At 69.8% G+C, this 26,336-nt stretch carries 26 protein-coding genes and 1 pseudogene; 10 read left to right on the forward strand and 17 right to left on the reverse strand.

Annotated elements, in window-relative coordinates; translation table 11 throughout:
• The first annotated feature begins 2 nt into the window (after positions 1 to 2).
• Entirely contained in the window at positions 3 to 440 is a 438-nt protein-coding gene (locus IEZ15_RS10580) for a hypothetical protein (RefSeq protein ID WP_114243557.1), read from the forward strand.
• 25 nt (positions 441 to 465) lie between these two features.
• Here the strand turns inward: IEZ15_RS10580 and IEZ15_RS10585 are convergent, their stop codons facing one another.
• The 3 genes from IEZ15_RS10585 to IEZ15_RS10595 all read right to left on the reverse strand — a co-directional run bounded on the left by IEZ15_RS10585 (position 466) and on the right by IEZ15_RS10595 (position 2,842).
• The gene (locus IEZ15_RS10585) at positions 466 to 969 is read right to left on the reverse strand and encodes a GNAT family N-acetyltransferase (RefSeq protein ID WP_189276088.1); all 504 of its coding nucleotides are present in this window, start codon (positions 967 to 969) and stop codon (positions 466 to 468) included.
• A 36-nt stretch (positions 970 to 1,005) separates the two neighbouring features.
• On the reverse strand, positions 1,006 to 1,569 hold the full coding sequence (locus IEZ15_RS10590) for a sigma-70 RNA polymerase sigma factor region 4 domain-containing protein (protein WP_189276089.1): 564 nt from the start codon (positions 1,567 to 1,569) through the stop codon (positions 1,006 to 1,008).
• Between the two features lie 94 nt (positions 1,570 to 1,663).
• Positions 1,664 to 2,842, reverse strand: coding sequence for a glycerophosphodiester phosphodiesterase (locus IEZ15_RS10595; protein ID WP_189276092.1), 1,179 nt, complete (start codon positions 2,840 to 2,842; stop codon positions 1,664 to 1,666).
• A 234-nt stretch (positions 2,843 to 3,076) separates the two neighbouring features.
• Here IEZ15_RS10595 and IEZ15_RS10600 point away from each other — a divergent pair, with 234 nt between their 5' ends.
• Positions 3,077 to 3,748: a lysophospholipid acyltransferase family protein gene (locus tag IEZ15_RS10600; RefSeq protein WP_093893540.1), complete on the forward strand. Its 672-nt coding sequence runs from the start codon at positions 3,077 to 3,079 to the stop codon at positions 3,746 to 3,748.
• Between the two features lie 97 nt (positions 3,749 to 3,845).
• Here the strand turns inward: IEZ15_RS10600 and IEZ15_RS10605 are convergent, their stop codons facing one another.
• Complete coding sequence (locus tag IEZ15_RS10605; RefSeq protein WP_189276093.1) at positions 3,846 to 5,390, reverse strand: MFS transporter; 1,545 nt, start codon at positions 5,388 to 5,390, stop codon at positions 3,846 to 3,848.
• Positions 5,387 to 5,938, reverse strand: a complete 552-nt coding sequence (locus IEZ15_RS10610) for a TetR/AcrR family transcriptional regulator (protein ID WP_114243563.1) — start codon at positions 5,936 to 5,938, stop codon at positions 5,387 to 5,389. The genes IEZ15_RS10605 and IEZ15_RS10610 overlap by 4 nt, the downstream gene beginning before the upstream one ends.
• Positions 5,939 to 6,020: 82 nt before the next feature.
• Here IEZ15_RS10610 and IEZ15_RS10615 point away from each other — a divergent pair, with 82 nt between their 5' ends.
• Positions 6,021 to 6,545: an HAD domain-containing protein gene (locus tag IEZ15_RS10615; RefSeq protein WP_189276095.1), complete on the forward strand. Its 525-nt coding sequence runs from the start codon at positions 6,021 to 6,023 to the stop codon at positions 6,543 to 6,545.
• A 27-nt stretch (positions 6,546 to 6,572) separates the two neighbouring features.
• On the opposite strand, the gene IEZ15_RS10620 is transcribed toward IEZ15_RS10615, so the two are convergent.
• The 4 genes from IEZ15_RS10620 to IEZ15_RS10635 form a co-directional block, all read right to left on the reverse strand.
• Positions 6,573 to 7,472 (reverse strand): sigma-70 family RNA polymerase sigma factor, encoded by a 900-nt coding sequence (locus tag IEZ15_RS10620; protein WP_189276097.1) that lies wholly within the window; start codon positions 7,470 to 7,472, stop codon positions 6,573 to 6,575.
• 102 nt (positions 7,473 to 7,574) lie between these two features.
• Complete coding sequence (locus IEZ15_RS10625; RefSeq protein ID WP_189276099.1) at positions 7,575 to 8,546, reverse strand: aldo/keto reductase; 972 nt, start codon at positions 8,544 to 8,546, stop codon at positions 7,575 to 7,577.
• A gap of 122 nt (positions 8,547 to 8,668) precedes the next feature.
• Positions 8,669 to 10,102 (reverse strand): argininosuccinate lyase, encoded by a 1,434-nt coding sequence (gene argH / locus IEZ15_RS10630; RefSeq protein ID WP_189276100.1) that lies wholly within the window; start codon positions 10,100 to 10,102, stop codon positions 8,669 to 8,671.
• 88 nt (positions 10,103 to 10,190) lie between these two features.
• Entirely contained in the window at positions 10,191 to 11,384 is a 1,194-nt protein-coding gene (locus tag IEZ15_RS10635) for an argininosuccinate synthase (protein WP_189276102.1), read from the reverse strand.
• A 265-nt stretch (positions 11,385 to 11,649) separates the two neighbouring features.
• Here IEZ15_RS10635 and IEZ15_RS10640 point away from each other — a divergent pair.
• Positions 11,650 to 12,120 (forward strand): annotated as a pseudogene (locus IEZ15_RS10640) (pyridoxamine 5'-phosphate oxidase family protein); the annotation flags it as partial.
• A gap of 62 nt (positions 12,121 to 12,182) precedes the next feature.
• Positions 12,183 to 12,884, forward strand: coding sequence for a L,D-transpeptidase family protein (locus IEZ15_RS10645; RefSeq protein ID WP_189276104.1), 702 nt, complete (start codon positions 12,183 to 12,185; stop codon positions 12,882 to 12,884).
• A 23-nt stretch (positions 12,885 to 12,907) separates the two neighbouring features.
• Here IEZ15_RS10645 and IEZ15_RS10650 read toward each other — a convergent pair whose 3' ends face one another.
• Genes IEZ15_RS10650 through IEZ15_RS10675 form a run of 6 tightly spaced genes read right to left on the reverse strand, consistent with a single transcriptional unit; the run spans position 12,908 to position 19,644 of the window.
• A complete protein-coding gene (locus IEZ15_RS10650; protein WP_114243569.1) occupies positions 12,908 to 13,444 on the reverse strand; it encodes an arginine repressor in 537 nt (178 codons plus the stop codon).
• A 10-nt stretch (positions 13,445 to 13,454) separates the two neighbouring features.
• A complete protein-coding gene (locus IEZ15_RS10655; protein WP_189276106.1) occupies positions 13,455 to 14,651 on the reverse strand; it encodes an acetylornithine transaminase in 1,197 nt (398 codons plus the stop codon).
• On the reverse strand, positions 14,648 to 15,550 hold the full coding sequence (gene argB, locus IEZ15_RS10660; RefSeq protein ID WP_189276108.1) for an acetylglutamate kinase: 903 nt from the start codon (positions 15,548 to 15,550) through the stop codon (positions 14,648 to 14,650). Before argB ends, IEZ15_RS10655 begins: the two co-directional genes overlap by 4 nt.
• Positions 15,547 to 16,701 carry a bifunctional glutamate N-acetyltransferase/amino-acid acetyltransferase ArgJ gene (gene argJ, locus IEZ15_RS10665; protein ID WP_189276109.1) on the reverse strand — a complete coding sequence of 385 codons (1,155 nt, stop codon included), beginning with the start codon at positions 16,699 to 16,701 and terminating at the stop codon, positions 15,547 to 15,549. The genes argB and argJ overlap by 4 nt, the downstream gene beginning before the upstream one ends.
• The gene (argC, locus tag IEZ15_RS10670) at positions 16,698 to 17,726 is read right to left on the reverse strand and encodes an N-acetyl-gamma-glutamyl-phosphate reductase (protein ID WP_189276111.1); all 1,029 of its coding nucleotides are present in this window, start codon (positions 17,724 to 17,726) and stop codon (positions 16,698 to 16,700) included. Before argC ends, argJ begins: the two co-directional genes overlap by 4 nt.
• Positions 17,727 to 17,784: 58 nt before the next feature.
• Positions 17,785 to 19,644, reverse strand: coding sequence for a glycoside hydrolase family 15 protein (locus IEZ15_RS10675; RefSeq protein ID WP_189276436.1), 1,860 nt, complete (start codon positions 19,642 to 19,644; stop codon positions 17,785 to 17,787).
• 170 nt (positions 19,645 to 19,814) lie between these two features.
• On the opposite strand from IEZ15_RS10675, the gene IEZ15_RS10680 reads away from it, so the two are divergent.
• Together IEZ15_RS10680 and IEZ15_RS10685 are read left to right on the forward strand one after the other, a co-directional pair.
• Positions 19,815 to 20,312, forward strand: coding sequence for a peptidylprolyl isomerase (locus IEZ15_RS10680; RefSeq protein ID WP_114243574.1), 498 nt, complete (start codon positions 19,815 to 19,817; stop codon positions 20,310 to 20,312).
• 136 nt (positions 20,313 to 20,448) lie between these two features.
• Positions 20,449 to 20,949, forward strand: a complete 501-nt coding sequence (locus IEZ15_RS10685) for a hypothetical protein (RefSeq protein WP_114243575.1) — start codon at positions 20,449 to 20,451, stop codon at positions 20,947 to 20,949.
• A gap of 151 nt (positions 20,950 to 21,100) precedes the next feature.
• Here the strand turns inward: IEZ15_RS10685 and IEZ15_RS10690 are convergent, their stop codons facing one another.
• A complete protein-coding gene (locus IEZ15_RS10690) occupies positions 21,101 to 22,558 on the reverse strand; it encodes an aminotransferase-like domain-containing protein (RefSeq protein ID WP_189276113.1) in 1,458 nt (485 codons plus the stop codon).
• Between IEZ15_RS10690 and IEZ15_RS10695 the strand changes: the two genes are divergently transcribed.
• Both IEZ15_RS10695 and IEZ15_RS10700 read left to right on the forward strand, forming a co-directional pair.
• The gene (locus IEZ15_RS10695) at positions 22,557 to 23,495 is read left to right on the forward strand and encodes a DMT family transporter (RefSeq protein ID WP_189276115.1); all 939 of its coding nucleotides are present in this window, start codon (positions 22,557 to 22,559) and stop codon (positions 23,493 to 23,495) included. The genes IEZ15_RS10690 and IEZ15_RS10695 overlap by 2 nt on opposite strands.
• A gap of 85 nt (positions 23,496 to 23,580) precedes the next feature.
• A complete protein-coding gene (locus tag IEZ15_RS10700; RefSeq protein ID WP_189276117.1) occupies positions 23,581 to 23,793 on the forward strand; it encodes a DUF1918 domain-containing protein in 213 nt (70 codons plus the stop codon).
• Positions 23,794 to 23,899: 106 nt separating this feature from the next.
• On the opposite strand, the gene IEZ15_RS10705 is transcribed toward IEZ15_RS10700, so the two are convergent.
• A complete protein-coding gene (locus IEZ15_RS10705) occupies positions 23,900 to 25,192 on the reverse strand; it encodes a glycoside hydrolase family 10-like protein (RefSeq protein WP_189276119.1) in 1,293 nt (430 codons plus the stop codon).
• Between the two features lie 189 nt (positions 25,193 to 25,381).
• Between IEZ15_RS10705 and IEZ15_RS10710 the strand changes: the two genes are divergently transcribed.
• The gene (locus tag IEZ15_RS10710; protein WP_114243580.1) at positions 25,382 to 26,242 is read left to right on the forward strand and encodes a 3-hydroxybutyryl-CoA dehydrogenase; all 861 of its coding nucleotides are present in this window, start codon (positions 25,382 to 25,384) and stop codon (positions 26,240 to 26,242) included.
• Positions 26,243 to 26,336: the final 94 nt, after the last annotated feature.

Genomic DNA, 26,336 nt, shown 5'->3' on the forward strand with positions numbered 1-26,336 from the left:
CCGTGACCGACACCGATCGCACCCCCGCGGCGGCCACCGGCGAGAAGCAGCCCTTCGACCTCGGCACCGGTCCAGGCCGGGTGCTGGTCTGGTTCTACGGGGTGTTCACCGTCGCGGCGGCCTCCCGCTCGATCGTCCAGGTGATCCTGGACTTCGACAAGGCACCGCTCGCCTATGCGCTGTCGGCCGTCGCCGCCCTCGTCTACGGATTCATCACGTACTCGCTGGTGCGCGGCGGCGAGAAGGCGCGCAGGTCGGCGCTGGTGTGCTGCGCCGCCGAGCTCCTGGGCGTGCTGGTCGTGGGGACCTGGACGATGGTGGAGCCCTCGGCGTTCGCGGACGCCACCGTCTGGTCCGACTTCGGTATGGGCTATCTGTTCATCCCGGTGATCCTGCCGATCACCGGGATGATGTGGCTGCGCCGGGCGAAAAACGCGTAGGCGGGGCGAGAACGCGTAACCGGCCCTACGCGCTGGCCACATAGGCGGGGGCGGTCACATCCTTCTCCAGCAGGATCAACCGGACGCCGTCCCGACCGGTCTCGTTGCCCACGGGGGCGTAACCCGCCCGCTGGTAGAGCCGCAGATTTCCCTCGCTGCGATGGCCGGTGTGCAGCCGGAAGCGAGTGGCCGACCGCTCGTCGACGAGTCCCGACTCCGCGGCCCGCAGCAGCCGGGCGCCGAGCCCGTGCCCCTGGAGCCGCGGGTGGACGCAGAGCCTCGCGATCTGCCCGGTACCGTCCTGATCGGTGGATCCGCGGACCGAGCCGACGACCTCGTCCCCCAGCCGCGCCACGAACACCAGATTCGTGGCGATCTCCGCGCGCACCGAATCGAGGGTCTGGACGAGCGGGTCGATCCGGTAGTTCCCGTACAGCTCCGCCTCGCTCTGGAAGCAGAGGTACTGAAGTTTCAAGATCTGTTCGGCGTCCTGTGCCGTCGCCGCCGAGATGATCACGCTCATGCCCATGTGCGCATGCCTCCGCCCACCTGATCCACCGGTTGTCTAACGCTCCTTTCCCCGCGGTTCAGGAGCTACAACCTCCGCCGCGAGCATTCTGCGCAGACATCCAAGGCATCGGGAACGGACCGGACCCAAACTCCCCTGTGACATACCCAACTTCCCTGCGATTTCCCGGTAGGTGGGATCACCGGGCGCGAGCATCGCCGCGAGCAGCCGGGCGCACCGGCCGGGCAGCCGGTCCACCGCGGCACGCAGCGCCCGGCGTTCGTCGGCACCGACGGCGATCCGCTCCGGGCAGCCGGCCGGATCCGCGGAGGTCTCGTCACGGTAGGGGCGTTCGCGCCGGGTGGTTCGACGGGCCCTGCGGGCCTCCGCCCGTACGGCGTCCCGCACCCAGCGCGCCGTGTCCACCGGCGGCCCATCCTGCGCGAGCCGCTCCAGCAGCCGTAGCCAGACGGCCTGTTCGAGATCGGCGGGTTCGATCGCCGCGCCCGTTGCCGAGGCTGCCGCCTCGGCCGCGGCCTCGGCACTCACCAGTGGATACAGGGAATGGACGACCGCCGCAGGGCCGGCGGCCCCCACGGGGGCAAGATCGATAGGCGTCATGCCCCGGCCGACGCACCTGTGCCGACGGCCGGTTGCCGTATCCGGCGAGCACCACCCGACCGGGGCCCGCCCCGGCCGGGTGCTGACGCAGGTGTCACTTCGCGGCGAAGTCCGCCGCCGCGAGAAGAGCGGTGTCTGGATTGTCGGAGAAGATCCCGTCGATACCCGTCGCGAAGTACGCCTGGAACGCACCGAATGCGTCACCGTACGCGTTGGGGTCCGTACCGCGTCGGAAGTCGGCGGGCAGGAAGGAGTTCTCGTTGCGCATGGTGTACGGGTGGAGGACCAGCCCCTGGGCGTGCGCATCCATCACCAGGGTGGTCGGTGCGGTGAGCCGGCCCGAGGCGTCCTTGGGAATGATCAGGTCCAGGGTGGGTCCGATGCCCTGGGCGAAGGACGCCATCCACTTCAGGCCCTCGGGCTTCACCAGGTCGGCGACGGTACGCGGATCTCCGGACGTCACGAAGTCCCAGGGCCGCCCGCCCGCGCCGGAGAGCAGCACGACGCGCGGGGTGGCGACGAGTCCGGCCAGTCGCTGGATGCTGCCGGGCTCGAAGGACTGGAGGATGAGCGGCGACTGCCTGCGGTGGCGGTTGTAGCGGCGCAGCAGCTTGGCGAGGGGCTCCTCGAGTCCGAGGCCGAGGCCGCGGAAGTACGTGGGGTGTTTGGTCTCGACGTACAGCCAGACCGGCTTGCCGCGCTTGTGGCCCTCGCGGTCGGCCCACTGGAGCACCTCTTCGAACGTGGGGACCTCCCAGCGGCCGTCGTAGAGCGTGTTCTTCTGACGGGTGCCGGGGATGCGCTCCTTGGCGCGGAGCGTCTTCAGCTCGGCAAGGGTGAAGTCCTCGGTGAACCAGCCGGTGAGGGAGACCCCGTCGACCTTCTTGGTGGTCTTGCGGCTCGAGAACTCGGGGTGGGCGGAGACATCGGTGGTGGCGGTGATGTCGTTCTCGTGACGGCAGACGAGATGGCCGTCCTTGGTCGGCACCAGGTCCTGCTCGATGACGTGCGCGCCCATGTCGAGGGCCAGCTGGTAGGAGCCGAGGGTGTGCTCGGGCCGGTAGCCGCTGGTACCGCGGTGTCCTATGACGGTGGGCACCGGCAGGTCGAGGCGGAAGCCGTGGCCCCCGCCGTGGCCGCCGGACCGCTCGGAGGCGTTCCCGGCGGCGTCGGCCGGTCCGCCGGCCAGTCCGAGAGCGGCCGTGCCCAGTACGGCGGCCCCCGCTCCCAGCAGGGTTCTGCGGCCGGGACCTGCCTGCGCGCGCTCTGTCATGAATGCTCCTCGCGTGTGATGTCTCGCACCTGTCGGGCGAGGCCTGAGCCTAGGGAGTCGTACCGTCTTAGGAGCAGCTCCTGGACGAACTTGGCGGAAACACACGTCAACACTGCGTATCCACTCGATGAACCCGATGTGCGATGGGCGAGTACCCGCGAGTATCGTCCTCACCTGCATGGACCGTCACGATCCCGCGCCCCGGCCGGCCCGGCCACTACACCGGAGGAACCGTTGTCCCGACACGCACTCATCAAGGCAGTGCTCGGACCGATCTTGCGTCTGATGTTCCGCCCCCAGGTGGAGGGTGTGGAGAACATTCCCGGGGACGGTCCGGTGATCCTCGCGGGCAATCATCTGACGTTCATCGACTCGATGATCATGCCGATCTGCTGTGACCGGCAGGTTTTCTACATCGGCAAGGACGAGTACGTGACGGGCAAGGGGCTCAAGGGCCGGGCGATGGCCTGGTTCTTCACGGGCTGCGGCATGATCCCGGTGGACCGGGACGGCGGCCGCGGCGGTGTCGCGGCGCTGATGACGGGCCGTCGGGTGCTGGAGGAGGGCAAGGCGTTCGCCATCTACCCGGAGGGCACCCGCTCCCCCGACGGCCGCCTCTACCGGGGCCGTACGGGCATCGCCCGGCTGACACTGATGACGGGTGCACCGGTGGTGCCGTTCGCGATGATCGGTACGGACAAGCTGCAGCCCGGTGGTGCCGGTCTGCCCCGTCCCGGCAAGGTGACGGTCCGTTTCGGCGCTCCGATGGAGTTCTCCCGCTACGAGGGCATGGACCGCGACCGCTATGTGCTGCGGGCGGTGACCGACTCCGTGATGGCCGAGGTGATGCGGCTGTCGGGTCAGGAGTACGTCGACATGTATGCGACGAAGGCCAAGGCCGCGTGAGCTGACGCGCAGGACATACGGAAGGGCCCGTACCCCGGTCGGTGGTACGGGCCCTTCCGTATGTCGTCACAACTCGTACGGCCCACGGCGCGGGCAGCTACTGGTGGACGATGCCGTCCTCCAGCTTCTGACCGCGCAACAGGAACCAGGCGGCGACGGCTGTCGCCAGCAGGACCGCCGCGCCGACACCCGCCGCGAGCCGCAGCCCGTCGACGAACGATTCCTGTGCCGCGGAGACCAGCGCGCTCGCCTGATGCGCCGGAAGGCCGTGGGCCGCTTCGACGGCGCCGCCCAGCGACTCATGGGCCGCTGCGGCGTCGGCCGACGGGACGCCCCTCGGAGTGGCGAAGTCCTGGTAGACGCCGGTGACGATGGAGCCGAGCAGGGCGATGCCGAGGGCCGCGCCGAGTTCGTACGCCGTCTCGGAGACCGCGCCCGCGGAGCCTGCCTGCTCCTTCGGGACGCTGGAGAGGATCACATCGGAGGTGACGGTGAAGGCGAAGCCCGCACCGACGCCGACGACCAGCAGCACCGCACCGATCAGCGGATAGGCGGTCTCCTTGTGGATCAGGGTGACCGCGGCGAGTGCCAGGCCGATCGCCCCGAGGCCGCCGGACACCACCGACCGCACCGAGTAGCGCCGGGCTGCCAGGCCGGCGATGAGACCCGCGGTGACCGCACCCACGGCGGCGGGCAGTTCGGCGAGCCCGGCCTCCAGCGGCCCGCGTCCCTGTACCAGTTGCAGGAACTGGGAGAGGAAGAAGACGAGCCCGGACAGGCCGAGGATGGTCAGCAGATCGGCGAGGACCGCACCCGAGAAGCCCCGGTGGTGGAAGAGCCGCATGTCCAGCAGGGGTGCGGGGAGCGTGAGTTGCCTGCGTACGAACCAGCAGAGCGCGGCCAGACCGCCGATGCCCGCGACGGCGACCTCCCAGCTCGCGCCGTGCGCGGCCAGCTCCTTGACCGCGTATACGACTCCGATCATGCCGATGAAGGAGAGCGCCACGCTGACCAGGTCCCACGGGCCCCGTGCCGGGTTCTTCGACTCGGGGATCATTTTGATGCCGACGACCACGAGGACGGCCATGACCGGCAGGTTGATCAGGAAGACCGAGCCCCACCAGAAGTGCTCCAGGAGGAAGCCGCCGACGACAGGGCCGACGGCCGCACCCGCGGAGGCCATGGCTCCCCAGATACCGATGGCGAGGCTGCGCTCGCGCGGATCGTGGAAGAGGTTGCGGATCAGGGCGAGTGTGGACGGCATCAGGGTGGCACCGGCGACCCCGAGCAGAGCCCGCGCCAGGATCATCATCTCGGGCGTGCTCGCGTACGCGTTGAGCACGGACACCGCACCGAAGGCGACGGCACCGGTCAGCAGCAGCTTCTTGCGGCCGATGCGGTCACCGAGGCTGCCCATGGAGACGAGGAGCCCGGCGATGACGAAGGAGTAGACGTCCCCGATCCAGAGCAGTTGGGTGCCGGACGGCTTGAGGTCCTCGGTGAGGAAGGGGGTGGCGAGGCCGAGGACTGTGGCGTCCACGGCCACGAGCAGCACAGCGAGGACGAGGACGGCCAGGGCGATCCACCGCCCCGGACGGCGCAGCTCCTGGGAGGTTTCCGCATGCTGTTCGAGACTGCTCATTGCCCCACGCTCCGGCGTGCGCCGCCGAGCAGCAACTCGACGATCATGTATTGGAAGTCCTGCCCGGCCACCCGGCCCACCTGGACGGTCCAGGCGCCGGCGGAGACGAGTCCGTAGAAGGCCTCGGTAAGCCAGGCGGGGGTGAGGTCGATCCGGAACTCGCCGCGCTCCTGGCCGCGCCGGAAGAGGGCGGAGACCCGGGCGTCGAGCCGGTTCCAGCCCTCGTTCACCTCGTCGCCCTCGAAGAGCTGGTTCTCGGTGACGAGGAAGGAGAGCAGTCCGGCGCTCGGCTCGACGGCCGCGACGAGTCGGCGCAGCGCCTCCTCGCAACTCCCCTCGTCGAGCGCGGCGGCGTCCAGGGCCGCTTCGAACTCCTGGATTCCCAGGCTCTCCAACGCTTTGACCAGGGCGTCCCGTCCGGCGAAGTGCCGGTGCAGGGTGGCGCGTCCGATGCCTGCGGCTCTGGCGACCTCGTCCATGGTGGCGGTCGATTTACGGGTCAGCAGTGCGGCGGCGCTGCGCAGTACCTGCTCACGATCGAGAGTCATGAGACAACAATAAACCATATGAGACATGAATGTCTCACCGGAGGTGTCTGCCTCCGCGGAAGGGAGAGAGGACGATGTCGGCATGAAGCCGCTGCTGCTGATCGACATCGACGGTCCGCTCAATCCGTACGCGACACTGATGCGCCGACGGATCCCGGACGGCTATGCGCTGTATCTGATGCGGCCGACGGGGTGGGACTACGGGACGCCGCTGCCCGTCCTGCTCAACCCGGAACACGGCCGGGCGCTGCTGGCCCTCGCCGGCCGCTACGAACTGGTCTGGGCGACGACCTGGAAGGACGAGGCCAACGTGTGGATCGGTCCGCGGCTCGGGCTGCCCCCGCTGCCGTACGTCGACTGGCCGTCGATGCATGGCGGCGCACCGGACGGTACGTACTGGAAGACGCAGTACATCGTGGAGTACGCGGCCGGCCGGCCGTTCGCCTGGGTCGACGACGAGATCGCCGAGCAGGACCGGGAGTGGATCTCGGGACAGGGGGCGGCCGAGACGCTGCTGATGTGGATCGACCCGCGGATCGGACTGCTGCCGGCCGATTTCGAGCAGCTGGCCGAGTGGGCGGACGGCCGCCGGGGCGGCGGACACTGAGCCCGCGGTACGGCCGCCCGCCCGGGGTCAGTCGTTGAGGACGGTCAGATCCAGGTCGGGGAGGCGGGCCGGGTCGTTGATCACGGACATCTCGACGACCTTCCCCCGCTCGACCGTGAAGATCATGACCGAGAACCGCCGGCCCTCGCGCGTGGAGATGACGGCCGGGTTCCCGTCGACCAGTGCCCGCTGCGACGACCGGGCGAACGGCGCGAACATCATCGCCTGACGGGCCACGACCGCGGCGCCCCGCACCAGGGACGGCGCACCGACACCACCGGCACCGAAGTCGGAGCGCACCACCACGTCCGGGTCGAGCACGGCGACGAGGGCCTCGAAGTCACCGTCGCGGGCGGCGGCCAGGAAGGCATCGACCACCTCGCGCTTGCGGGTGAGATCGGGGCCCGGATCCGGGTCCACGCCCTGCACCCGGCGACGGGCCCGGCTGGCGAGCTGCCGGGCCGCGGCCGGGGTGCGGTCCACGATGCGGGCGATCTCGTCGAAGGGCACGGCGAACATGTCGTGCAGTACGAAGGCGAGCCGCTCGGCGGGGTCGAGCGTTTCGAGTACGACCAGCATCGCGAGACCGACCGAGTCGGCCATCAGGGCCCGCTGCTCGGGATCGGCATCCGGCTGAGTGCCGAGCACCGGTTCGGGGGCGTGCGCCTCGGGTGCCTGTGTGTCGAGGGGCGCCTCGCGGCGGGAGCGGCGGGAGCGGAGCATGTCCAGGCACACCCGCCCGACAACCGTCGTCAGCCAGCCGCCGAGGTTCTCGATCGCCCGGCTGTCGGAGCGGCTGAGGCGGATCCAGGCTTCCTGGACGGCGTCCTCCGCCTCGCTCGTCGAGCCGAGCATCCGGTAGGCAACGGCCTTCAGCTGAGTCCGGTTCTCCTCGAAGCGTTCTGCCAGGAACTCGATTCCGTCCACAGTCACATTCCTCCGTAGTGTTCCGTCAATGTGGTGACGAACCGGATCTCGTGGATGTGACAGGTGGATCGGCGCCGCTTCACCGGCGCCGGGCACGCCCGCTCAGCTCCACGGCAGTCCGGCACGATGACGCCAGTACGCCTCCGGCTCCTCCACGAGCGCATCGAGCCGGGCGCGCCGCTCCTCGTCGAGGTCGACGACGGCCGCGTGCAGGTTTCCGGCGAGCTGGCTGACGGTCGCCGCACCGGAGAGCACCACACCGGCCCACGGCTGGTGCAGTACGAGCGCCAGGGCGATCGCGTCACTGCCCAGGCCGGCCTCGGCGGCGATCTCCTGGACAACGGCGGGGGCTTCCGTGCCGGCGAGCCGGCCGTTGGCCATGGCTTCCTTGACGATCACGGTGAGCCCGCCGTCATGGGCCTCGGCGAGCGCCGCTCCGGCCGAGGTCTCCAGGGCGTTGTAGGTGGCCTGGACCGTACGGAAGAGCGGCTCGCCGTCGACCGTGACGGCAAGAGCGGCCCGGATGGCGTCGGCCTGGGCAGGTCCGCTGGTGGACAGGCCGACACTGACCCCCTCCGCGGCGAGTGCGGCGAGCCGTGCGTGCAGATCCTTGTCGGTGAGGGCCGGGCTGTCGGCGGTCACCGAGTGGATCTGGTAGAGGTCGAGGCGGTCACCGAGCAGCGCGTCGGTCTCTGCGCGCTGGCGTTCGAACATGGCGAGGCTGTGGTCCTTGACCTCGTGCGCCTCGGCTTCGACATTCCAGTCGGCGGTGTAGGTGTAGCCCCACTTGCTGCCGATGACGACATCGCGCACTTCCGGGTGCACCGTCAGCCACTCGGCGAGGAACTCCTCCGAACGGCCGTAGGAGCGGGCCGCGTCGAAGTAGCGGACGCCCTGGGCATAGGCGGCGTCCAGCAGCTCGTGGGTGCGCTCGCGCAGGGCCTCGGCACTGCGGTCACCGGGCAGATCGCGGTCGCGATGGAGGTTGATGTAGCCGGGCCTGCCGACCGCTGCCAGGCCGAGCCCGATGTGGGCGGTCGGAGTAGTCGCTGTGGCCAGCCTGGCGAAAGGCATCGCGGGCTCCTCGTCGATCGGGTGCACTCCCCCGTCAACGTAACTCAGCTCGGGAAAACCGGAAGGCGGGGAACGACCGCTCCCCGCCTCGATTCGCCTTCGGCGCTGCCGGTTCCGTGCCGTCAGTTCTTCGCGGTGGCCCACGCCTGCTGGACGGCGAGGTCGGCCTTGACCTCGGTGAGCTGTACCGCTACGGCCGACGGGGCCGTACCGCCGCGGCCGCTGCGGGACGCGAGCGCACCGGCCACGTTGAGGACCGCGCGGACCTCGGGGGTGAGGTGCTCGGAGATCTTCGCGAACTGCTCGTCGGTCAGCTCGTCGAGCTCGATGCCCTGCTGCTCGCACTCCTTGACGCACTCGCCCGCGACCTCGTGCGCGACGCGGAACGGCACGCCCTGCTTGACCAGCCACTCGGCGATGTCGGTGGCGAGCGAGAAACCGGCCGGGGCGAGCTCTTCCATGCGCTCGCGGTTGACGGTGAGCGTGGCCATCATTCCGGTGAAGGCGGGCAGCAGGACTTCGAGCTGGTCGCAGGAGTCGAAGACCGGCTCCTTGTCCTCCTGGAGGTCGCGGTTGTACGCGAGCGGGAGCGCCTTCAGCGTGGCCATCAGGCCGGTCAGATTGCCGATCAGCCGGCCGGACTTGCCGCGGGCCAGCTCGGCGATGTCCGGGTTCTTCTTCTGCGGCATGATCGAGGAGCCGGTGGAGAAGGCGTCGTGCAGGGTGACGAAGGAAAACTCCTTCGTGTTCCAGATGATGACCTCCTCCGCGATCCGGGAGAGGTTGACGCCGATCATCGCGGTGATGAACGCGAACTCGGCGGCGAAATCGCGGGAGGCCGTGCCGTCGATGGAGTTGGCGATGGAGCCGTGCTCGAAGCCGAGGTCGGCGGCGACCGCCTCCGGGTCGAGCCCGAGGGACGACCCGGCCAGCGCGCCGGAGCCGTACGGGGAGACGGCGGTCCGCTCGTCCCACTGGCGCAGCCGCTCGGCGTCCCGGGAGAGGGACTGCACATGAGCGAGGACGTGATGGGCGAAGAGCACCGGCTGGGCGTGCTGCAGATGCGTGCGACCGGGCATCGCGACGTCCGGGTGCGCCTCGGCGAGGCCGACCAGGGCGCCCTGCAGCTCGGCGATCAGACCGCCGATGATCCGGGCGTGGTCGCGCAGGTACATCCGGAAGAGCGTGGCGATCTGGTCGTTCCGGGACCGGCCGGCCCGCAGCTTGCCGCCGAGGTCCGGGCCGAGGCGTTCCAGCAGGCCGCGCTCCAGCGCGGTGTGGACGTCCTCGTCGGCGACGGTGCCGGTGAACGAGCCGTCGGCGACATCGGCATCGAGCTGGTCGAGACCGGCGATCATGCGGTTCAGCTCGTCCTCGGTGAGCAGGCCCGCCTTGTTCAGCACTCGCGCGTGGGCGCGGGAGCCGGCGATGTCGTACGGCGCGAGCCGCCAGTCGAAGTGGACGGAGGCGGACAGCTTGGCCAGCGCCTCGGCCGGACCGTCGGCGAAGCGGGCGCCCCAGAGGCGTACGTCGCTGTTGCCGTTGCCGTTGCTCACTGCGTGCTCCTCGGAAGAACAAGGGGGTGGATGTGCAGCCGCCTCCCCGCACGGAGGGTCGGGGAGGCGGTGACGTAACTACTGGGGGTCAGGCGAGGTCACGCTTCGCGGCGATCTTCGACGAGAGGCCGAAGATCTCGATGAAGCCCTGCGCCTTGGACTGGTCGAACGTGTCGCCCGAGTCATAGGTGGCGAGGTTGAAGTCGTAGAGCGACTGCTCGGACTTCCGGCCGGTGACGACGGCGCGGCCCGCGTGCATGGTCATCCGGATGTCACCGGTGACGTGCTGGTTGGCCTCGTTGATGAAGCCGTCCAGGGCGCGCTTGAGCGGGGAGAACCACAGGCCGTCGTAGACCAGCTCGCCCCAGCGCTGCTCGACCTGCCGCTTGTAGCGGGCCAGCTCGCGCTCGACGGTGACGTTCTCCAGCTCCTGGTGGGCGGTGATCAGTGCGATCGCGCCCGGTGCCTCGTACACCTCGCGGGACTTGATGCCGACAAGACGGTCCTCGACCATGTCGATCCGGCCGATGCCCTGGGCGCCGGCCCGCTGGTTGAGCTGCTGGACCGCCTGGAGGACCGTGACGGGCTTGCCGTCGATGGCCACGGGCACGCCCTCCTTGAAGGAGATGACGACCTCGTCGGCCTCGCGCGGGGTGGCGGGGTTCTCGGTGTACTCGTAGATGTCCTCGATCGGCGCGTTCCAGATGTCCTCCAGGAAGCCCGTCTCGACAGCGCGTCCGAAGACATTCTGGTCGATGGAGTACGGGGACTTCTTGGTGGTCGCGATCGGAAGGTTCTTCTCCTCGCAGAAGGCGATCGCCTTGTCCCGGGTCATCGCGTAGTCACGGACCGGGGCGATGCACTTCAGGTCGGGGCCGAGCGCGGAGATGCCGGCCTCGAAGCGGACCTGGTCGTTGCCCTTGCCGGTGCAGCCGTGGGCGACGATGCCGGCGTCGTGCTTGTCGGCGGCGGCGACGAGGTGCTTGACGATGGCCGGCCGGGACAGGGCCGAGACGAGCGGGTAGCGGTCCATGTAGAGGGCGTTGGCCTTGATCGCCGGGAGGCAGTACTCCTCGGCGAACTCGTCCTTGGCGTCCGCGACCTCGGCCTCGACGGCACCGCAGGCGAGCGCGCGCTTACGGATGACCTCCAGGTCCTCGCCGCCCTGGCCGACGTCCACGGCAACGGCGATGACCTCGGCGCCCGTCTCCTCGGCGATCCAGCCGATGGCGACGGAGGTGTCCAGGCCGCCCGAGTAGGCGAGTACGACGCGCTCGGTCACGGGTTTCTCCCTACGGTGCAATCACTGATGGGTATAACTATGCAGTCCTCCGTATGGTTTGTCAAAGATGCAGGTGGGAGGCGCGCCTCAGGGCCCGCGCGCGGGAGGAGGATGCCGGACTCGAACGGTCCGGGGCGGTCTTGGCCCGGACCGCGACCGCACACTGGGGGGCAAGGACGGTGCCCGGCGACCACGAGGCCGCGAAACGGCCGGCCCGGGGCATACCGCTCGGGGCGGCGCCGGACACCTCGTCGGCCGCGGCCCGGTCAGCGGCTCCTTCGCCGTCATCGACGAACTGACCGTGGCCTACCTGGACTTCGCGGGCAGCAACGCGGAGACCGTCGCCCACCTCCGGGAGAACGGGCGCATCACGCTGATGTGGTGCGCCTTCCAGGGGCCGCCCAACATCGTGCGGGTGCACGGTCGCGGTGAGCCGGTCTTCCGTGACGATCCGCGGTTCGGCGCGCTGCTCGCCCGATTCCCCGCTGTGGACCCCGGCCCGCACGGGCTGCGCGCCATCATCGTGGTGAAGGCCGAGCTGATCCGGGACACCTGTGGATTTGCCGTGCCCTTCATGTCGTACGACGAGGACCGGCCGCTGCACGCCCATCGCTTCGCCCGCGAGGACGACGCGTCGCTCAGCGTCTACTTCGAGAAGAAGGAGCACGTCGCGACGAGTATCGACGGGCTGCCGGGGCTGCCGCTCCCGCTGCCGGCCATGCCGCGCGCGGAATGAGATCGAGCCGTACGGAGCAGGTCCGGGGGTGACACGCCGCCGGACGGTCTAGCGTTCGGGACATGCGCAGATCCCTGGTGATCGGTTCGGTACTGCTCGCGCTGGCGGGCTCGGTCGCGGCCCGGCCCGCCGGGGCGCCCGCTCTCCCGGGGCGGATGGCCGACACCGGCGGTGGTACCCAGTTGATCACGGCCGAGGCCCCGGCCACGGGTTCCACGACGGGCACCGTCACCTGGTGGAATCTGCGCCGGGGCATCTGGGTGAAGGGCGGGTCCGCACCGGCCCGGTTCGGTGCGAAGGGCCTGGCCGAGGGGACGTCGCGCAAGCAGGGCACCGACACCACACCCACCGGCCTGTACGACCTGCCGTACGCCTTCGGAATCAAGGCGGCACCGGCCGGCACCGTATACCCGTACCGCCGGGTCAACAGCCGGTCGTGGTGGTGCGAGGACACCGAGGCGCGGGCCTACAACCGCTGGGTGGAACCGCGGCCTGCGGACTGCCGGGCGGGCGAGTCGGAGCACCTGGCCGCGTATCCGACGCAGTACGCCCGCGCGCTCGTCATCGGCTTCAACTACGAGCGGCCGGTACGGGGGCGAGGCGCCGGTATCTTCCTCCACGTCAACGGGCGTGGTGCGACCGCCGGTTGTGTCTCCGTGCCGGCGGCCGCGATGGACCGGCTCCTCGACTGGGTGGACCCGGCCCGCAGTCCGCACATCGCGATCGGGACCCGTTCGGGCCCGACCGCGATCACGCGCTACTGACGGACGCGGGGTACCCCGGCCGTTCAGCGCTCGTTCTGGGCCAGTCGCAGCAGGTGCTCGGCGAGCGCCTGACCGCCCGCCGGGTCACGGCTGATCAGCATCAGTGTGTCGTCACCCGCGATGGTGCCCAGGATGTCGTGCAGTTCGGCCTGGTCGATGGCCGAGGCGAGGAACTGGGCCGCGCCCGGAGGTGTACGCAGCACCACGAGGTTGGCCGAGGCCTCCGCCGAGATGAGCAGTTCGGCGGAGAGGCGCCGCATCCGCTCCTCCTTCGCGGACTCGCCCAGCGGTGCCTGCGGGGTACGGAAACCGCCCTCGCTCGGCACCGCGTAGATCAGCTCGCCGCCGGTGTTGCGGATCTTCACCGCACCCAGCTCGTCCAGGTCGCGGGAGAGCGTCGCCTGGGTGACGCTCAGCCCGTCGTCGGCGAGGAGCTTGGCCAGCTGACTCTGCGAACGCACCGGCTGCCGGTTCAGGATGTCCACGATCCGGCGGTGGCGTGCGGTGCGGGTCTGCGGCACGGACGGCCCGCCGTGCTCGGTTTCCTGCGCCTCGGTCATCGTCGTCGCCTCATTCTCCGGATCGTCCGTCCCCTTTTGCCGCGTCGAGAGCGCCGGGCAGCGCCTGGAGGAACGCGTCCACCTCCGTGTCACCGATGATCAGCGGCGGCATGAGCCGCAGGACATCGGGGGCGGGTGCGTTCACCAGGATTCCGGCTCCCTGAGCCGCCTGTTGCACCTGAGGTGCGAGGGGCTCGGTGAGCACGATACCCAGCAGCAGCCCGGAGCCGCGGACACGGGCGACCAGCGGGTGCCCGAGACCCTCCACGCCGTCCCGGATCTTCTCGCCGAGCCGCTTCACCCGGTCCAGGGCACCATCGGCCGCCAGGGTGTCCAGGACGGCGAGACCTGCGGCGCAGGCGATCGGGTTGCCGCCGAACGTCGTGCCGTGCTGGCCCGGCTTCAGCAGATCGGCCGCCGGACCGAACGCGACGGTCGCGCCGATCGGCAGTCCGCCGCCGAGGCCCTTGGCGAGGGTGACGATGTCCGGCTCGACACCCTGGTGGGCCTGGTGCTCGAACCAGTGGCCGCAGCGGCCGATACCGGTCTGCACCTCGTCGAGGACGAGCAGGGTGCCGGTCGCCCGGGTGATCTCCCGGGCGGCCTCCAAGTAGCCCTTGGGCGGCACGACCACACCGTTCTCGCCCTGGATGGGCTCGATGATCACCAGCGCGGTGTCGGTGGTCACAGCGGCCCGCAGCGCCTCGGCGTCCCCGTACGGGACATGTGTGACATCGCCGGGCAACGGCTCGAAGGGTTCGCGCTTCTTGGGCTGCCCGGTCAGCGCGAGCGCGCCCATGGTCCGGCCGTGGAAGCCGCCGTCGGTGGCGACCATGTGGGTCCGCCCGGTCAGCCGGCCGATCTTGAAGGCGGCCTCGTTGGCCTCGGCACCCGAGTTGGCGAAGTAGACCCTGCCGCCCCGGCCGAAGAGCTGCAGCAGCCGTTCGGCCAGGGCGACGGGCGGCGGTGCGATGAAGAGGTTGGAGACATGGCCGAGGGAGGCCATCTGGGTGGAGACGGCCTCGACGACGGCGGGGTGGGCATGTCCGAGGGCGTTCACGGCGATACCGCCGACGAAGTCGAGGTACTCGGTGCCGTCGGCGTCCCACACATGGGCGCCTTCGCCTCGGACGAGGGACAGCTGGGGGGTGCCGTAGTTGTCCATCAGCGCGTGTTGCCAGCGCTGCGAGAGCTCCTGGTTGCTCATGACTCCCCCTGTGCGTCGGGCACGACCATCGTGCCGATTCCTTCGTCGGTGAAGATCTCCAGCAGGATCGAGTGCTGGACCCGGCCGTCGATGACACGGGCGGTCTCGACGCCGTTGCGTACGGCGTGCAGGCAGCCCTGCATCTTCGGGACCATGCCGCTGGACAGCTCGGGAAGCAGCTTCTCCAGCTCGGTGGCGGTGAGGCGGCTGATCACGTCGTCGCTGTTGGGCCAGTCCTCGTAGAGCCCCTCGACATCGGTGAGGACCATCAGCGTCTCGGCGTTCAGCGCGGCGGCGAGTGCGGCGGCCGCGGTGTCGGCGTTGACGTTGTAGACGTGGTTGTCGTCGGCGGAGCGTGCGATGGAGGAGACGACGGGGATCCGGCCGTCGTCGAGCAGCGCCTGGATGGCCCCGGTGTCTATGGCGGTGATCTCGCCGACCCGGCCGATGTCGACGAGTTCGCCGTCGATGGTCGGCCTGTGCTGAGTGGCGGTGATGGTGTGGGCGTCCTCGCCGGTCATGCCGACGGCGAGCGGGCCGTGCTGGTTGAGCAGGCCGACGAGCTCGCGCTGGACCTGTCCGGCCAGCACCATCCGTACGACGTCCATCGCTTCGGGCGTGGTGACGCGCAGACCGGCCTTGAACTCGCTGACCAGGCCCTGCTTGTCGAGCTGGGCGCTGATCTGCGGGCCGCCGCCGTGCACGACGACGGGCTTGAGGCCGGCCTGGCGCAGGAAGACGACGTCCTGGGCGAAGGCCGCCTTCAGCTCCTCGTCGATCATGGCGTTGCCGCCGAACTTGATGACGACGGTCTTGCCGTTGTGCCGGGTCAGCCAGGGCAGCGCCTCGATGAGAATCTGTGCCTTCGGGAGTGCGGTGTGCTTCCGCGCCGTGGTCATGAGCTGTACGCGCTGTTCTCGTGGACGTAGTCGGCAGTGAGGTCGTTGGCCCAGATGACGGCCGACTCGGTGCCGGTGGCCAGGTCGGCGGTGATCTTCACTTCCCGGTAGCGCATGTCGACCAGGTCGCGGTCCTCGCCGACACCGCCGTTCTTGCAGACCCATACGCCGTTGATGGCGACATTCAGCTGGTCCGGTTCGAAGGCGGCCTTCGTCGTGCCGATCGCGGAGAGGACCCGGCCCCAGTTGGGGTCCTCGCCGTGGATGGCGCACTTGAGGAGGTTGTTACGGGCGATGGACCGGCCCACCTCGACGGCGTCGTCCTCGGTCGCGGCGTTGATGACCTCGATCCGGATGTCCTTGGAGGCACCCTCGGCGTCACCGATGAGCTGCCGGGCGAGGTCGGCGCAGACGGTCCGTACGGCCTCGGCGAACTCGTCCTGCTCCGGGGTGATCCCACTCGCGCCGGAGGCCAGCAGCAGCACGGTGTCGTTGGTCGACATGCAGCCGTCCGAGTCGACCCGGTCGAAGGTGGTGCGGGTGGCGGCGCGCAGCGCGGTGTCCAGCGCCGGCGCGTCCACGTCGGCGTCGGTGGTGAGGACGACCAGCATGGTGGCGAGGCCCGGGGCGAGCATGCCGGCGCCCTTGGCCATACCGCCGACGGTCCACCCCTCGCCGCCCGCGACGGCGGTCTTGTGGACGGTGTCGGTGGTCTTGATCGCGATGGCGGCCTTCTCGCCGCCGTGCTCGCTGAGGGCGGCGGCTGCCTTCTCGATGCCGGGCAGCAGCTTGTCCATCGGAAGCAGCGTGCCGATCAGCCCGGTCGATGCGACCGCGATCTCGCCCGCGCTGTGACCGGTGAGGACCTCGGCGGCCTTCTCTGCGGTGGCGTGGGTGTCCTGGAAGCCCTGCGGGCCCGTACAGGCGTTGGCACCGCCGGAGTTGAGAACGACGGCACTGACCTCGCCGCCCTTGAGTACCTGCTCCGACCAGAGGACGGGGGCGGCCTTGACGCGGTTGGAGGTGAAGACGCCCGCGGCGGATCGACGCGGACCGTGGTTGACCACGAGGGCCAGGTCCGGGTTACCGCTCTCCTTGATTCCCGCGGCGATGCCCGCCGCCGAGAAACCCTGTGCTGCCGTGACACTCACGGTGCGACTCCGATCGTGGAAAGACCTGTGTCCTCGGGAAGTCCGAGGGCGATGTTCATGCTCTGCAGGGCGCCGCCCGCGGTGCCCTTGGCGAGGTTGTCGATGGCGCTGATGACGATGATCCGGCCTGCCGCCTCGTCGTGAGCGACCTGGATCTGTACGGCGTTGGAACCGTAGACGGACGCTGTGGCGGGCCACTGCCCCTCTGGGAGCAGGTCGACGAACGGCTCCTCGGCGAACGCCTTCTCGTACACGTCACGAACGGCCTGGGGGCTCACGCCCGGCTTCGCCTTCGCGCTGCACGTCGCGAGGATGCCGCGGGGCATCGGCGCCAGGGTCGGCGTGAAGGAGACCGTGACCGGCTCACCGGCCGCGGCGCTGAGGTTCTGGATCATCTCGGGGGTGTGCCGGTGTACCCCGCCGACGCCGTACGGGGACATGTTGCCCATCACTTCGGAGCCGAGCAGATGCGGCTTGGCCGCCTTGCCCGCCCCGGAGGTACCGGACGCGGCGACGATCACGGCCTCGGGCTCGGCCAGCTGGGCGGCGTACGCCGGGAAGAGCGCGAGAGAGACGGCGGTCGGGTAGCAGCCGGGCACCGCGATGCGCTTGGACCCCGCCAATGCCGGGCGCCCGCCCGGCAGTTCGGGCAGACCGTAGGGCCAGGTCCCGGCGTGCGGCGAGCCGTAGAACTTCTCCCAGTCCGCTGCGTCCCTGAGCCGGAAGTCGGCGCCCATGTCCACCACGAGCACCTCGTCACCGAGTTGCTCGGCGACGGCGGCGGACTGCCCGTGCGGGAGGGCGAGGAAGACGACATCGTGCCCGGCGAGGACCTCCGGCGTGGTCGGCCGAAGCACACGGTCGGCAAGCGGCCGCAGATGCGGTTGCAGCGCACCGAGCTTCTGACCCGCGTTGGAGTTGGCGGTGAGGGCCCCGATCTCGACCTCTGGGTGGACCAGCAGGAGACGGAGCAGCTCCCCACCGGCGTATCCGCTCGCCCCTGCCACTGCTGCACGTACCACCATCGAAATCCTCCTCGTCGATGGCATGACTATACGCAGCCATGCACTTTTATGCAAAGATCTATCCGAGCGCGCGGTCGAGACCGAAGGCCGCGCTGATCAGCGCCAGGTGGGTGAAGGCCTGCGGGAAGTTCCCGGCCTGCTCCCCGGTGTGGCCGATCTCCTCCGCATACAGACCGAGGTGGTTGGCGTACGTGAGCATCTTCTCGAACGCGAGTCGGGCCTCGTCCAGGCGGCCGGCGCGGGCCAGCGCCTCGACGTACCAGAACGAGCAGATCGAGAACGTGCCCTCATCGCCCCGCAGTCCGTCCGGGCTGGCCTGCGGGTCGTAGCGGTAGACCAGCGAGTCGGACACCAGATCCTCGCCCAGCGCGTCCAGCGTGGCGAGCCACTTCGGGTCGGTCGGGGATACGAACTTCGCCAGCGGCATCATCAGCAGGGACGCGTCGAGGACGTGGCCGTCCTCGTACTGGACGAAGGCGTGCCGCTCGTCGGACCAGCCATGGCGCATGATCCGGCGATAGATCGCATCCCGGGCCCGCCCCCACCGCACGATGTCGACGGGCAGGCCGCGATGCTGGGCCAGCCGCATGGCGCGCTCGATGGCCACCCAGCACATCAATCGCGAGTAGAGGAAGTTCTTGCGCCCGCTGCGCGTCTCCCAGATCCCCTGGTCGGGCTGGTCCCAGTGGTCGCACACCCAGTCGACCACCTCGCTGATGCTGTCCCAGTGCGCACTGGAGATGGGCTGCCCCCACTTGTTGTAGAGGTAGAGGGCGTCGATGAGCGCCCCGTAGATGTCCAGCTGCAACTGGTCGACGGCATCATTGCCGACGCGTACGGGGGCCGAGCCCCGATACCCCTCTAGATGGGTCAGCTCGCGCTCGGGCAGCTCACGGCGCCCGTCGATGCCGTACATGATCTGCAGCGGGCCGGTCGTCTCGGTCACTTCGAGGGGGACATGCTCGGAGAGGAAACCCATGAAGGCCTCGGCCTCCTCGGTGAAGCCGAGCCTGAGCAGCGCATACACGCAGAACGCTGCATCACGGATCCATACGTAGCGGTAGTCCCAGTTGCGCTCACCCCCGATGCGTTCGGGCAGGCTGGTGGTCGGCGCGGCGATGATGGCGCCGGTCGGGGCGTAGGTGAGCAGCTTCAGAGTGAGGGCGGAGCGCTGCACCATCTCCCGCCAGCGACCGCGGTACCGCGACCGGGACAGCCACCGCCGCCAGTACCCGACGGTGGCGTTGAACTGCTGCTCCGCCTCGGACAGCGGGCAGAAGCGGGGTGCCACGTCGCCCCCGACCCGGTCGAGGGCGAAGACCGCGGACTCGCCCTCGTGCAGCTTGAACAGCGACCATACGTCCTGCCCGGCGACCTCGAGCGGCACACTCGACGTCAGCGCGAGAGTGAGTGAGGGCGATTCGAAGACCGCCTGGCCGTGCTGTGCGTGCACGGTGTGCGGCTGCGCCCCGTACTCGAAACGGGGGGCCACACGGGCACGGAAGGGCAGCGATCCGCGGACGCACACCACGCGGCGGATCAGACGGTGCCGGTCGGCCTCGCGCGAATCGTCGAGTACCGGCATGAAGTCCTGGACCTCGCCGACCCCGTCCTCCGCGAAGAAGCGGGTGATCAGCACATTGGTGTCGGGGAAGTAGAACTGCTTGGTACGCGTCGGGGCATCCGCCGCGAGCTCGAAGTATCCGCCACGGTCGGCGTCGAGGATCGAGGCGAAGACACTGGGTGCGTCGAAGCGCGGGCAGCAGTACCAGTCGATGGTGCCGTTGGTGCCGACCAGCGCCGCGCTGCGCAGATCGCCGATCAGGCCGTGCTCGGCAACGGGCAGGTAGCGGGGCGCGCCGACACCCGGGGATGCGTCGAAAGCACTGAACGTCCCCGTGCTCGCGTTGGCCTCCACAGTCACGACAGACCTCCCTGAGCCTGCGCACCCCCTCTTCAGGCTAACCAGTCGTCGACGTGCAGGACAGCGGGAGTGGGCGCCGCGGTGTCCGCTCCCGCTGCCACGTCGACGGGCCCGGCACCGTGCCCGCCCGTCGGCGCCGAGCGCGTCGATGTCAGGATGGTTCCATGACGAGCAAGGTTTACTTCGACATCACCATCAATGACGAGCCCGCTGGGCGGATCACGTTCAAACTGTTCGACGACGTCGTTCCCAAGACCGCGGAGAACTTCCGCGCGCTGGCGACCGGCGAGAAGGGCTTCGGTTACAAGGGATCGTCCTTCCACCGGATCATCCCCGACTTCATGCTGCAGGGCGGCGACTTCACCCAGGGCAACGGCACGGGTGGCAAGAGCATCTACGGGGCGAAGTTCCCGGACGAGAACTTCAAGCTCGCGCACACCAAGCCGGGCCTGCTCTCCATGGCCAACAGTGGCCCCGACTCCAACGGATCCCAGTTCTTCATCACGACCATCGTGACGTCGTGGCTGGACGGCAAGCACGTGGTGTTCGGCGAGGTCGACAACCAGGAGAGCATGGACCTGGTCAAGAAGATCGAGGCCCTCGGCTCGCAGAGCGGCCGACCCCAGGCGAAGATCACCATCGCGGACAGCGGCGCCCTCTGACCCGCATACGGAACCGCTGAACGAGCGCGCCGTCCGACGGACTCCGTCGGACGGCGCGCTCCGTCGTATCCGGCCGGAGACGGACAGCCACCGCCGACCCGGCCGGCCGCGCAATTCCGCTCGGTAGGGTGTTCGGATGGGGAACGTCTTTCACGGCGGGGGCCGCAGTCTGTCCATGTCCAACGGGGGCACGGACGTCTTCGTCGATGTGCTCATGCTGGCCGTGTCCGACCTCGCCGACAGCACCTGGGAGCACCGTTTCGCCACTCTGCTGACCTTGCAGGACCAGAGCGTCATCGGGCGCGGGGTGGTCGGATTCGATCTGGAGGACATCGACTGGGGCCGCTCCCCGCACGAGCAGGCCGCAGCGAAGGACTTCGTCCTTCGGGTGCTCGATCTCGCGCTGTGCAGGCACCGGTGGGACGAACTGGACTACGAGCCGCCCTTCGCCGAGGGCTGTCTGCGGCAGTACCGGGAGATGGTCGAGGCATTCGATCCGGCCGACGTGGAGCGGCCGAGCGGCGGCTTCCCCTTTCCCGGCCCGGAGGAAGCCGCCATGGCCTCGTGCGTACGGCACCGCGTCCTGTGCGCGCCCGCCAATTGGGAGGCGTGCGTCTTCTGTACGGCGCTCTGGTGATCCCGCACCGGTGCCACGGCTCCCGTAGCTTTCACTGTCGACCGACGGTTGACAGTGAGGATGCGTCCTGCAGTTGACACATGGTGAAACCGGTACGCCCGGACGAGATCTCGTAGCGCTGCTGGGGCGTGTCGTCGTTCATGGCCGGAGGTCATCCCCCCAAGCCGGTCAGGACTTCGTCGCAGGCGGTGCGCAGGCGTCGGACCCCCGCGGTGATCTCGGCCGCCCCGGCGACCGCGGCGAAGCTCAACCGGACCTGCGGGAAAGGGGGTTCGGCGCAGAAGTACGGGCGGCCGGGCGCGATGGCCACGCCCGCGCGCAGGGCCGCCGAGACCACCGCGGACTCGTCCGTACCGGCTTCCACGTCGGGCAGGCGCAGCCACAGGCTGCCGCCGCCCGCGGGGATGTGCGGGAGCGCGAGGGCGGGCAGCTCCTGCCGCAGGGCCGTCGTCATGGCGGTCCGCCGGTTTCTCAGCTCGGTCGACACGGAACGCAGATGATGACTCCATGCCGGGGAGCCGACCAGTTCGAGCGCGGCCTCCTGGAGCGGTCGGGGCACGAAGAAGCTGTCGACGATCTGGATGGCGCGCAGCCGTCCCAGCACCGGACCGCGGGCGGCGAGCGCGCCGACCCGCAGGCTGGGCGAGGTGACCTTGGTCAGGGAGCAGACATGGACGACCACACCGTCGGGGTCGTCGGCGGCCAGGGGCGCGGGCAGCGGTCCGGCGTCGTCGTGGACCAGGCGGCGGGCGAAGTCGTCCTCGATGACGAAGGCTCCCGCCGCACGGGCGATCCGCACGACCTCGCCACGCCGCTGCGGAGCGAGGACCGCGCCGGTCGGGTTCTGGAAGAGCGGCTGGCAGACGAAGACGCGGGCACCGGTGGCCCGGAAGGCGGCGGCGAGCAGTTCCGGCCGCACGCCGTCGGCGTCGACGGGTACCGGTACGGGCCGCAGTCCGGTGGCGCGGGCGGCGGCCAGCATTCCCGGGTAGGTGGGCGATTCGACCAGGACCGGGGCGCCGGGCGGGGCGAGGGCGCGCAGCGCGGTGGCCAGGGCGCTCTGGCCACCCGCGGTGATCAGCACGTCGGCGGCGGTGAGCGCGGGCCCGATCTCCCGGGCGAACCAGGCACGCAGTTCGGTCAGCCCGTCGGTGGGCGGGCGGTCCCAGGCGCCGGGGCGGCGGCCGGCCCTGGCGAGGGCGGCGGCGAGCGCCCGCTCCGGCTGGAGCGAGGAGTGGAGGTAGCCGCCGTTGAGCTCGATGACGCCTGGCGGCGGTGCGGTGAGCGTGACCAGGACACCGGAGGCGTCGACGGTACGCGGCACCGCTTCGGGGCCGCCGTCACCGCTGAGGGAAATCTCCTGCCAGGAGGTGTCGCCCGGCGGGGGCACATCGGTACGGGGTCGCGCCCGGAAGGCGCCGGAGCCGGGACGGGTGACGACGAGCCCCTCGGCGGCGAGCTGGGCAATGGCCCGGGAGACGGTGACGGGGCTGACCCGGAAGCGCTCCACGAGGGCCCGACTCGATGGCAGCTTTTCACCTGGTGAGTAGCGGTTCAGTTCACTGCGGAGAGAACTGGCGAGTTCAGCGACGCTGCTACGCTCTTGCATGAAAGTTAAGGATAGCGCTACTCCAGAAAGCGCGATAGCGGTCGGCTCATCGACGGCCGATAAGGCGAGCGGCGGCGGCGTGGTTCTCGCCGGGCTCGGTGTCGTCGCCTTCTCGCTGACCTTCCCGTCCACGGCCTGGGGCCTGGAGAGCTTCGGCCCCTGGTCGCTGGTGGCGCTGCGGACCCTGCTCGCCGCCGCGATCGCGGGTGGTGTGCTGCTGGCCGGCCGTGTCCCGGTGCCGGACCGCCGGCACCGGGCCGGGCTCGTCGTCGTCGCCGCCGGTGTGGTGGTCGGCTTCCCGCTGCTGACGACGCTGGCGCTGCAGACGTCGACGACCTCCCACGCAGCCGTTGTGGTGGGGCTGCTGCCGCTGACCACCGCGGTGTTCTCCTCGCTGCGGACCGGGGCGCGGCCGCCGCGTGCCTTCTGGATCGCGGCGCTCGCCGGGGCGGCGGTGGTGATCGCGTTCACCGTGCAGGAGAGCGGTGGTGCGCTGTCCGGCGGTGATCTCTATCTCTTCGGTGCACTGCTGGTGTGCGCGGCGGGATACACCGAGGGCGGCAGGCTGGCCGGGATCATGCCGGGCTGGCAGGTGGTCGGCTGGGCCCTGATTCTCTCCCTGCCGCTCGCGGTGGCGGGGGCGGCCGTCGCATTGCCGCTGGAGCCGGTGCGGCTGACCGCGCACGGAGTGATCGGACTGGTCTGGGTGGCGGCCGGGTCCACCTTCTTCGGCCTTTACGTCTGGTACCGCGGGATGGCGGAGATCGGGGTTCCGCGGGCCAGCCAGCTTCAGCTCGCGCAGCCGTTGCTGACACTGGTGTGGTCGTTCTTCCTGCTCGGCGAGGAGGTCTCGGCGGCGGCGCCGGTGGCGGCAATCGCGGTACTCGTCTGCATCGTGGCCACCCAGCGGACGGGGCTCGCCCGGCGTCGTGGGTGAGAACCACGCACCTTCCACCGGGCGAAGTCGCTTTTCGGTCATAGACTTGTCGACAAGGACCGCACCCGTGAGGAGGTCACTCCCGATGGAGGCACACGCGGGCGACCGGCTGCTGACGCACGGCAGGACCGTGGGACAGCACGACCGGGTCGCAGAGATCGTCGAAGTGCTCGGGGCCGGGGGCACTCCCCCGTACCGCGTCCGCTTCGAGGACGGACACGAACACCTGATTTCGCCCGGTCCCGACAGCGTCGTACAGCACACCCACACCCGGAAGCAGGCGCCGGAGACCCCGTAGCGGCCTCCGGCGGACGGCACTGCTCTTCGCCCCCCGGGCCCCGGGCGGGCCGATCAGTTCCCGGCAGCCCGCCCACACACCCGGTGCGTCCGCTCCGCTGCTTCTGTCAGCGGGGTGGACGCACCCTGCTGCGATAGTGGTCGGCCACCACCCGGTCCATGGTTCCGATCCGGTCCGTGACCACGTTCTTGCCGGAGAAGTAGACATGGCCGCGCACCTGGTCGTAGGCGGCGGCGAAGTCGAGGTGGCGGGAGAGTTCGGCCGGGTCCTGCCAGGCTGCGGGCTGGGCCGGGTCACCGGCCTTGTAGAGTGCCTCGCCCACGAACAGATCGACGCCCGTGCCCCGTACGACCGCGTCCCACCAGGGCAGCAGCTTGGCGTAGTCGGCGGCGGCGAAACCGATGTTCCAGTAGATCTGCGGGCAGATGTAGTCGATCCAGCCCTTCTGGACCCAGCCGCGGGTGTCGGCGTGCAGATCGTCGTAGGTCTGCACACCCGCCTTCGTGTCGGAGCCGAGCGGGTCGGTCGCGGCGTTGCGCCACACACCGAACGGGCTGATCCCGAACTGGACGTTCTTCTTGATCTTCTTGATCCGCTCGGCCGTCTCGCGCACCAGCTTGTCGGTGTTGTCGCGCCGCCAGGCGGCCTTGTCCGGGAAGCCCGCACCGTATTTCGCGTACGTGGCGTCGTCGTCGAAGACCTGCCCGGCCACCGGGTAAGGGTAGAAGTAGTCGTCCCAGTGCACGGCATCGATGTCGTAGCGGCGGACCGCGTCGAGCATCGCGTCCTGGACGAAGCGGCGGACCTCGGGGATTCCGGGGTTGTAGTAGAGCTTCCCGCCGTACGGCAGCACCCAGTCGGGGTGCAGCCTGGCGGGGTGGGTGGCCACCAGGCGGGACGGATCGGTGTGGTTGGCGACCCGGTACGGGTTGAACCAGGCATGCAGTTCGAGCCCGCGGCGGTGCGCCTCGCGGACGGCCGTGCCCAGCGGATCCCAGCCGGGGTCCTTGCCCTGCACCCCGGTGAGGTACTGGGCCCACGGCTCGTAGGGCGAGGGCCACAGCGCGTCGGCCGTCGGCCGGACCTGGAGGATCACGGCGTTCAGCCGCCGGTCGACGGCCTCGTCGAGGTACGCGATCAGCTCGGCCTCCTGCGCGGCCGCTGTCAGACCGGGCGCGGAGGGCCAGTCGATGTTGGCGACGGTGGCCACCCACATACCGCGCAGCTCGCGCCGCGCCACATGGTGACCACCCTTGCGCGGCGCTGTGTCCGCCGGCCCGCTGCCCGCCCGCCGGGACGGGACCGCGACGGCCTCACCGGCCATGGTGATTGTGCTCACCACCGCTGCGACCACTCCGGCCGCACCCGCCACAAAGCCTCTTCTGGCCATTTGCCGCATTTCGTTGCACCTGCCGTCTCTCTGTCCTCGTCCGTCGCTCCGGTATCCGGGCGTAACGCAGAGCATGCCCGCCCCGGCCCGCAATCACCCGTAGGTCGCGGAGTAACGTCGGGGGGTCGGGGCGGGCACCGGAATCAGACGGGAACCTGCGACACGCAGAACAGCGAAAGGCACGAGGTGACGGACTCTATGGCCGACATTGCACGCGTCGGAGTGGTGGGCTGTGGCCAGATGGGCGCGGGTATCGCGGAGGTGTGCGCCCGCAGCGGTCTTGAGGTCATGGTGGCCGAGACCACCGGCGAGGCGCTGGAGATCGGCCGCACCCGGCTGCACAACTCCCTCTCGAAGGCCGCCGAACGCGGCAAGATCACTCCGGAGGAGCGCGACGAGACACTGGCTCGTCTGAGCTTCACCACCGACCTCGGAGAGTTCGCCGACCGCGATCTCGTCATCGAGGCCGTCGTGGAGAACGAGCAGGTCAAAACCGAGATCTTCCAGGTGCTCGACCAGGTGGTGACCCGGCAGGACGCAATCCTCGCCTCGAACACCTCCTCCATTCCGCTGGTGAAGCTGGCCGTGGCGACGTCTCGCCCGGACCAGGTCATCGGCATCCACTTCTTCAACCCGGCCCCGGTGCAGAAGCTCGTCGAGCTGATTCCCGCGCTGACGACGTCCGACGAGACGGTGAAGCGCGCCGAGGCCCTGGTGCAGGACGTGCTCGGCAAGCACCCGATCCGCGCCCAGGACCGCTCCGGCTTCGTCGTCAACGCGCTGCTGATTCCGTATCTCCTCTCCGCGATCCGGATGTTCGAGTCGGGGATCGCCAGCCGTGAGGACATCGACAACGGCATGGAGCTCGGCTGCGCCCACCCGATGGGCCCGCTCAAGCTCTCCGACCTGATCGGTCTGGACACCGTGGCCTCGGTCGCCGACTCGATGTACGCGGAGTTCAAGGAGCCGCTGTACGCCGCTCCCCCGCTGCTCCAGCGGATGGTGGACGCGGGCCGGCTCGGCCGCAAGACGGGCTCGGGCTTCTACCCGTACTCCTGATCCGCCTCTCATGCCCGCACGGGGCCGGCCGGGAAACCCCCGGCCGGCCCCGTGCGCGGTTCCGGGAGTTCATCCCGGCCTCGGTTCCGGTGGT

It is taken from the genome of Streptomyces atratus, from assembly GCF_014648655.1.
Lineage (GTDB): Bacteria > Actinomycetota > Actinomycetes > Streptomycetales > Streptomycetaceae > Streptomyces > Streptomyces atratus.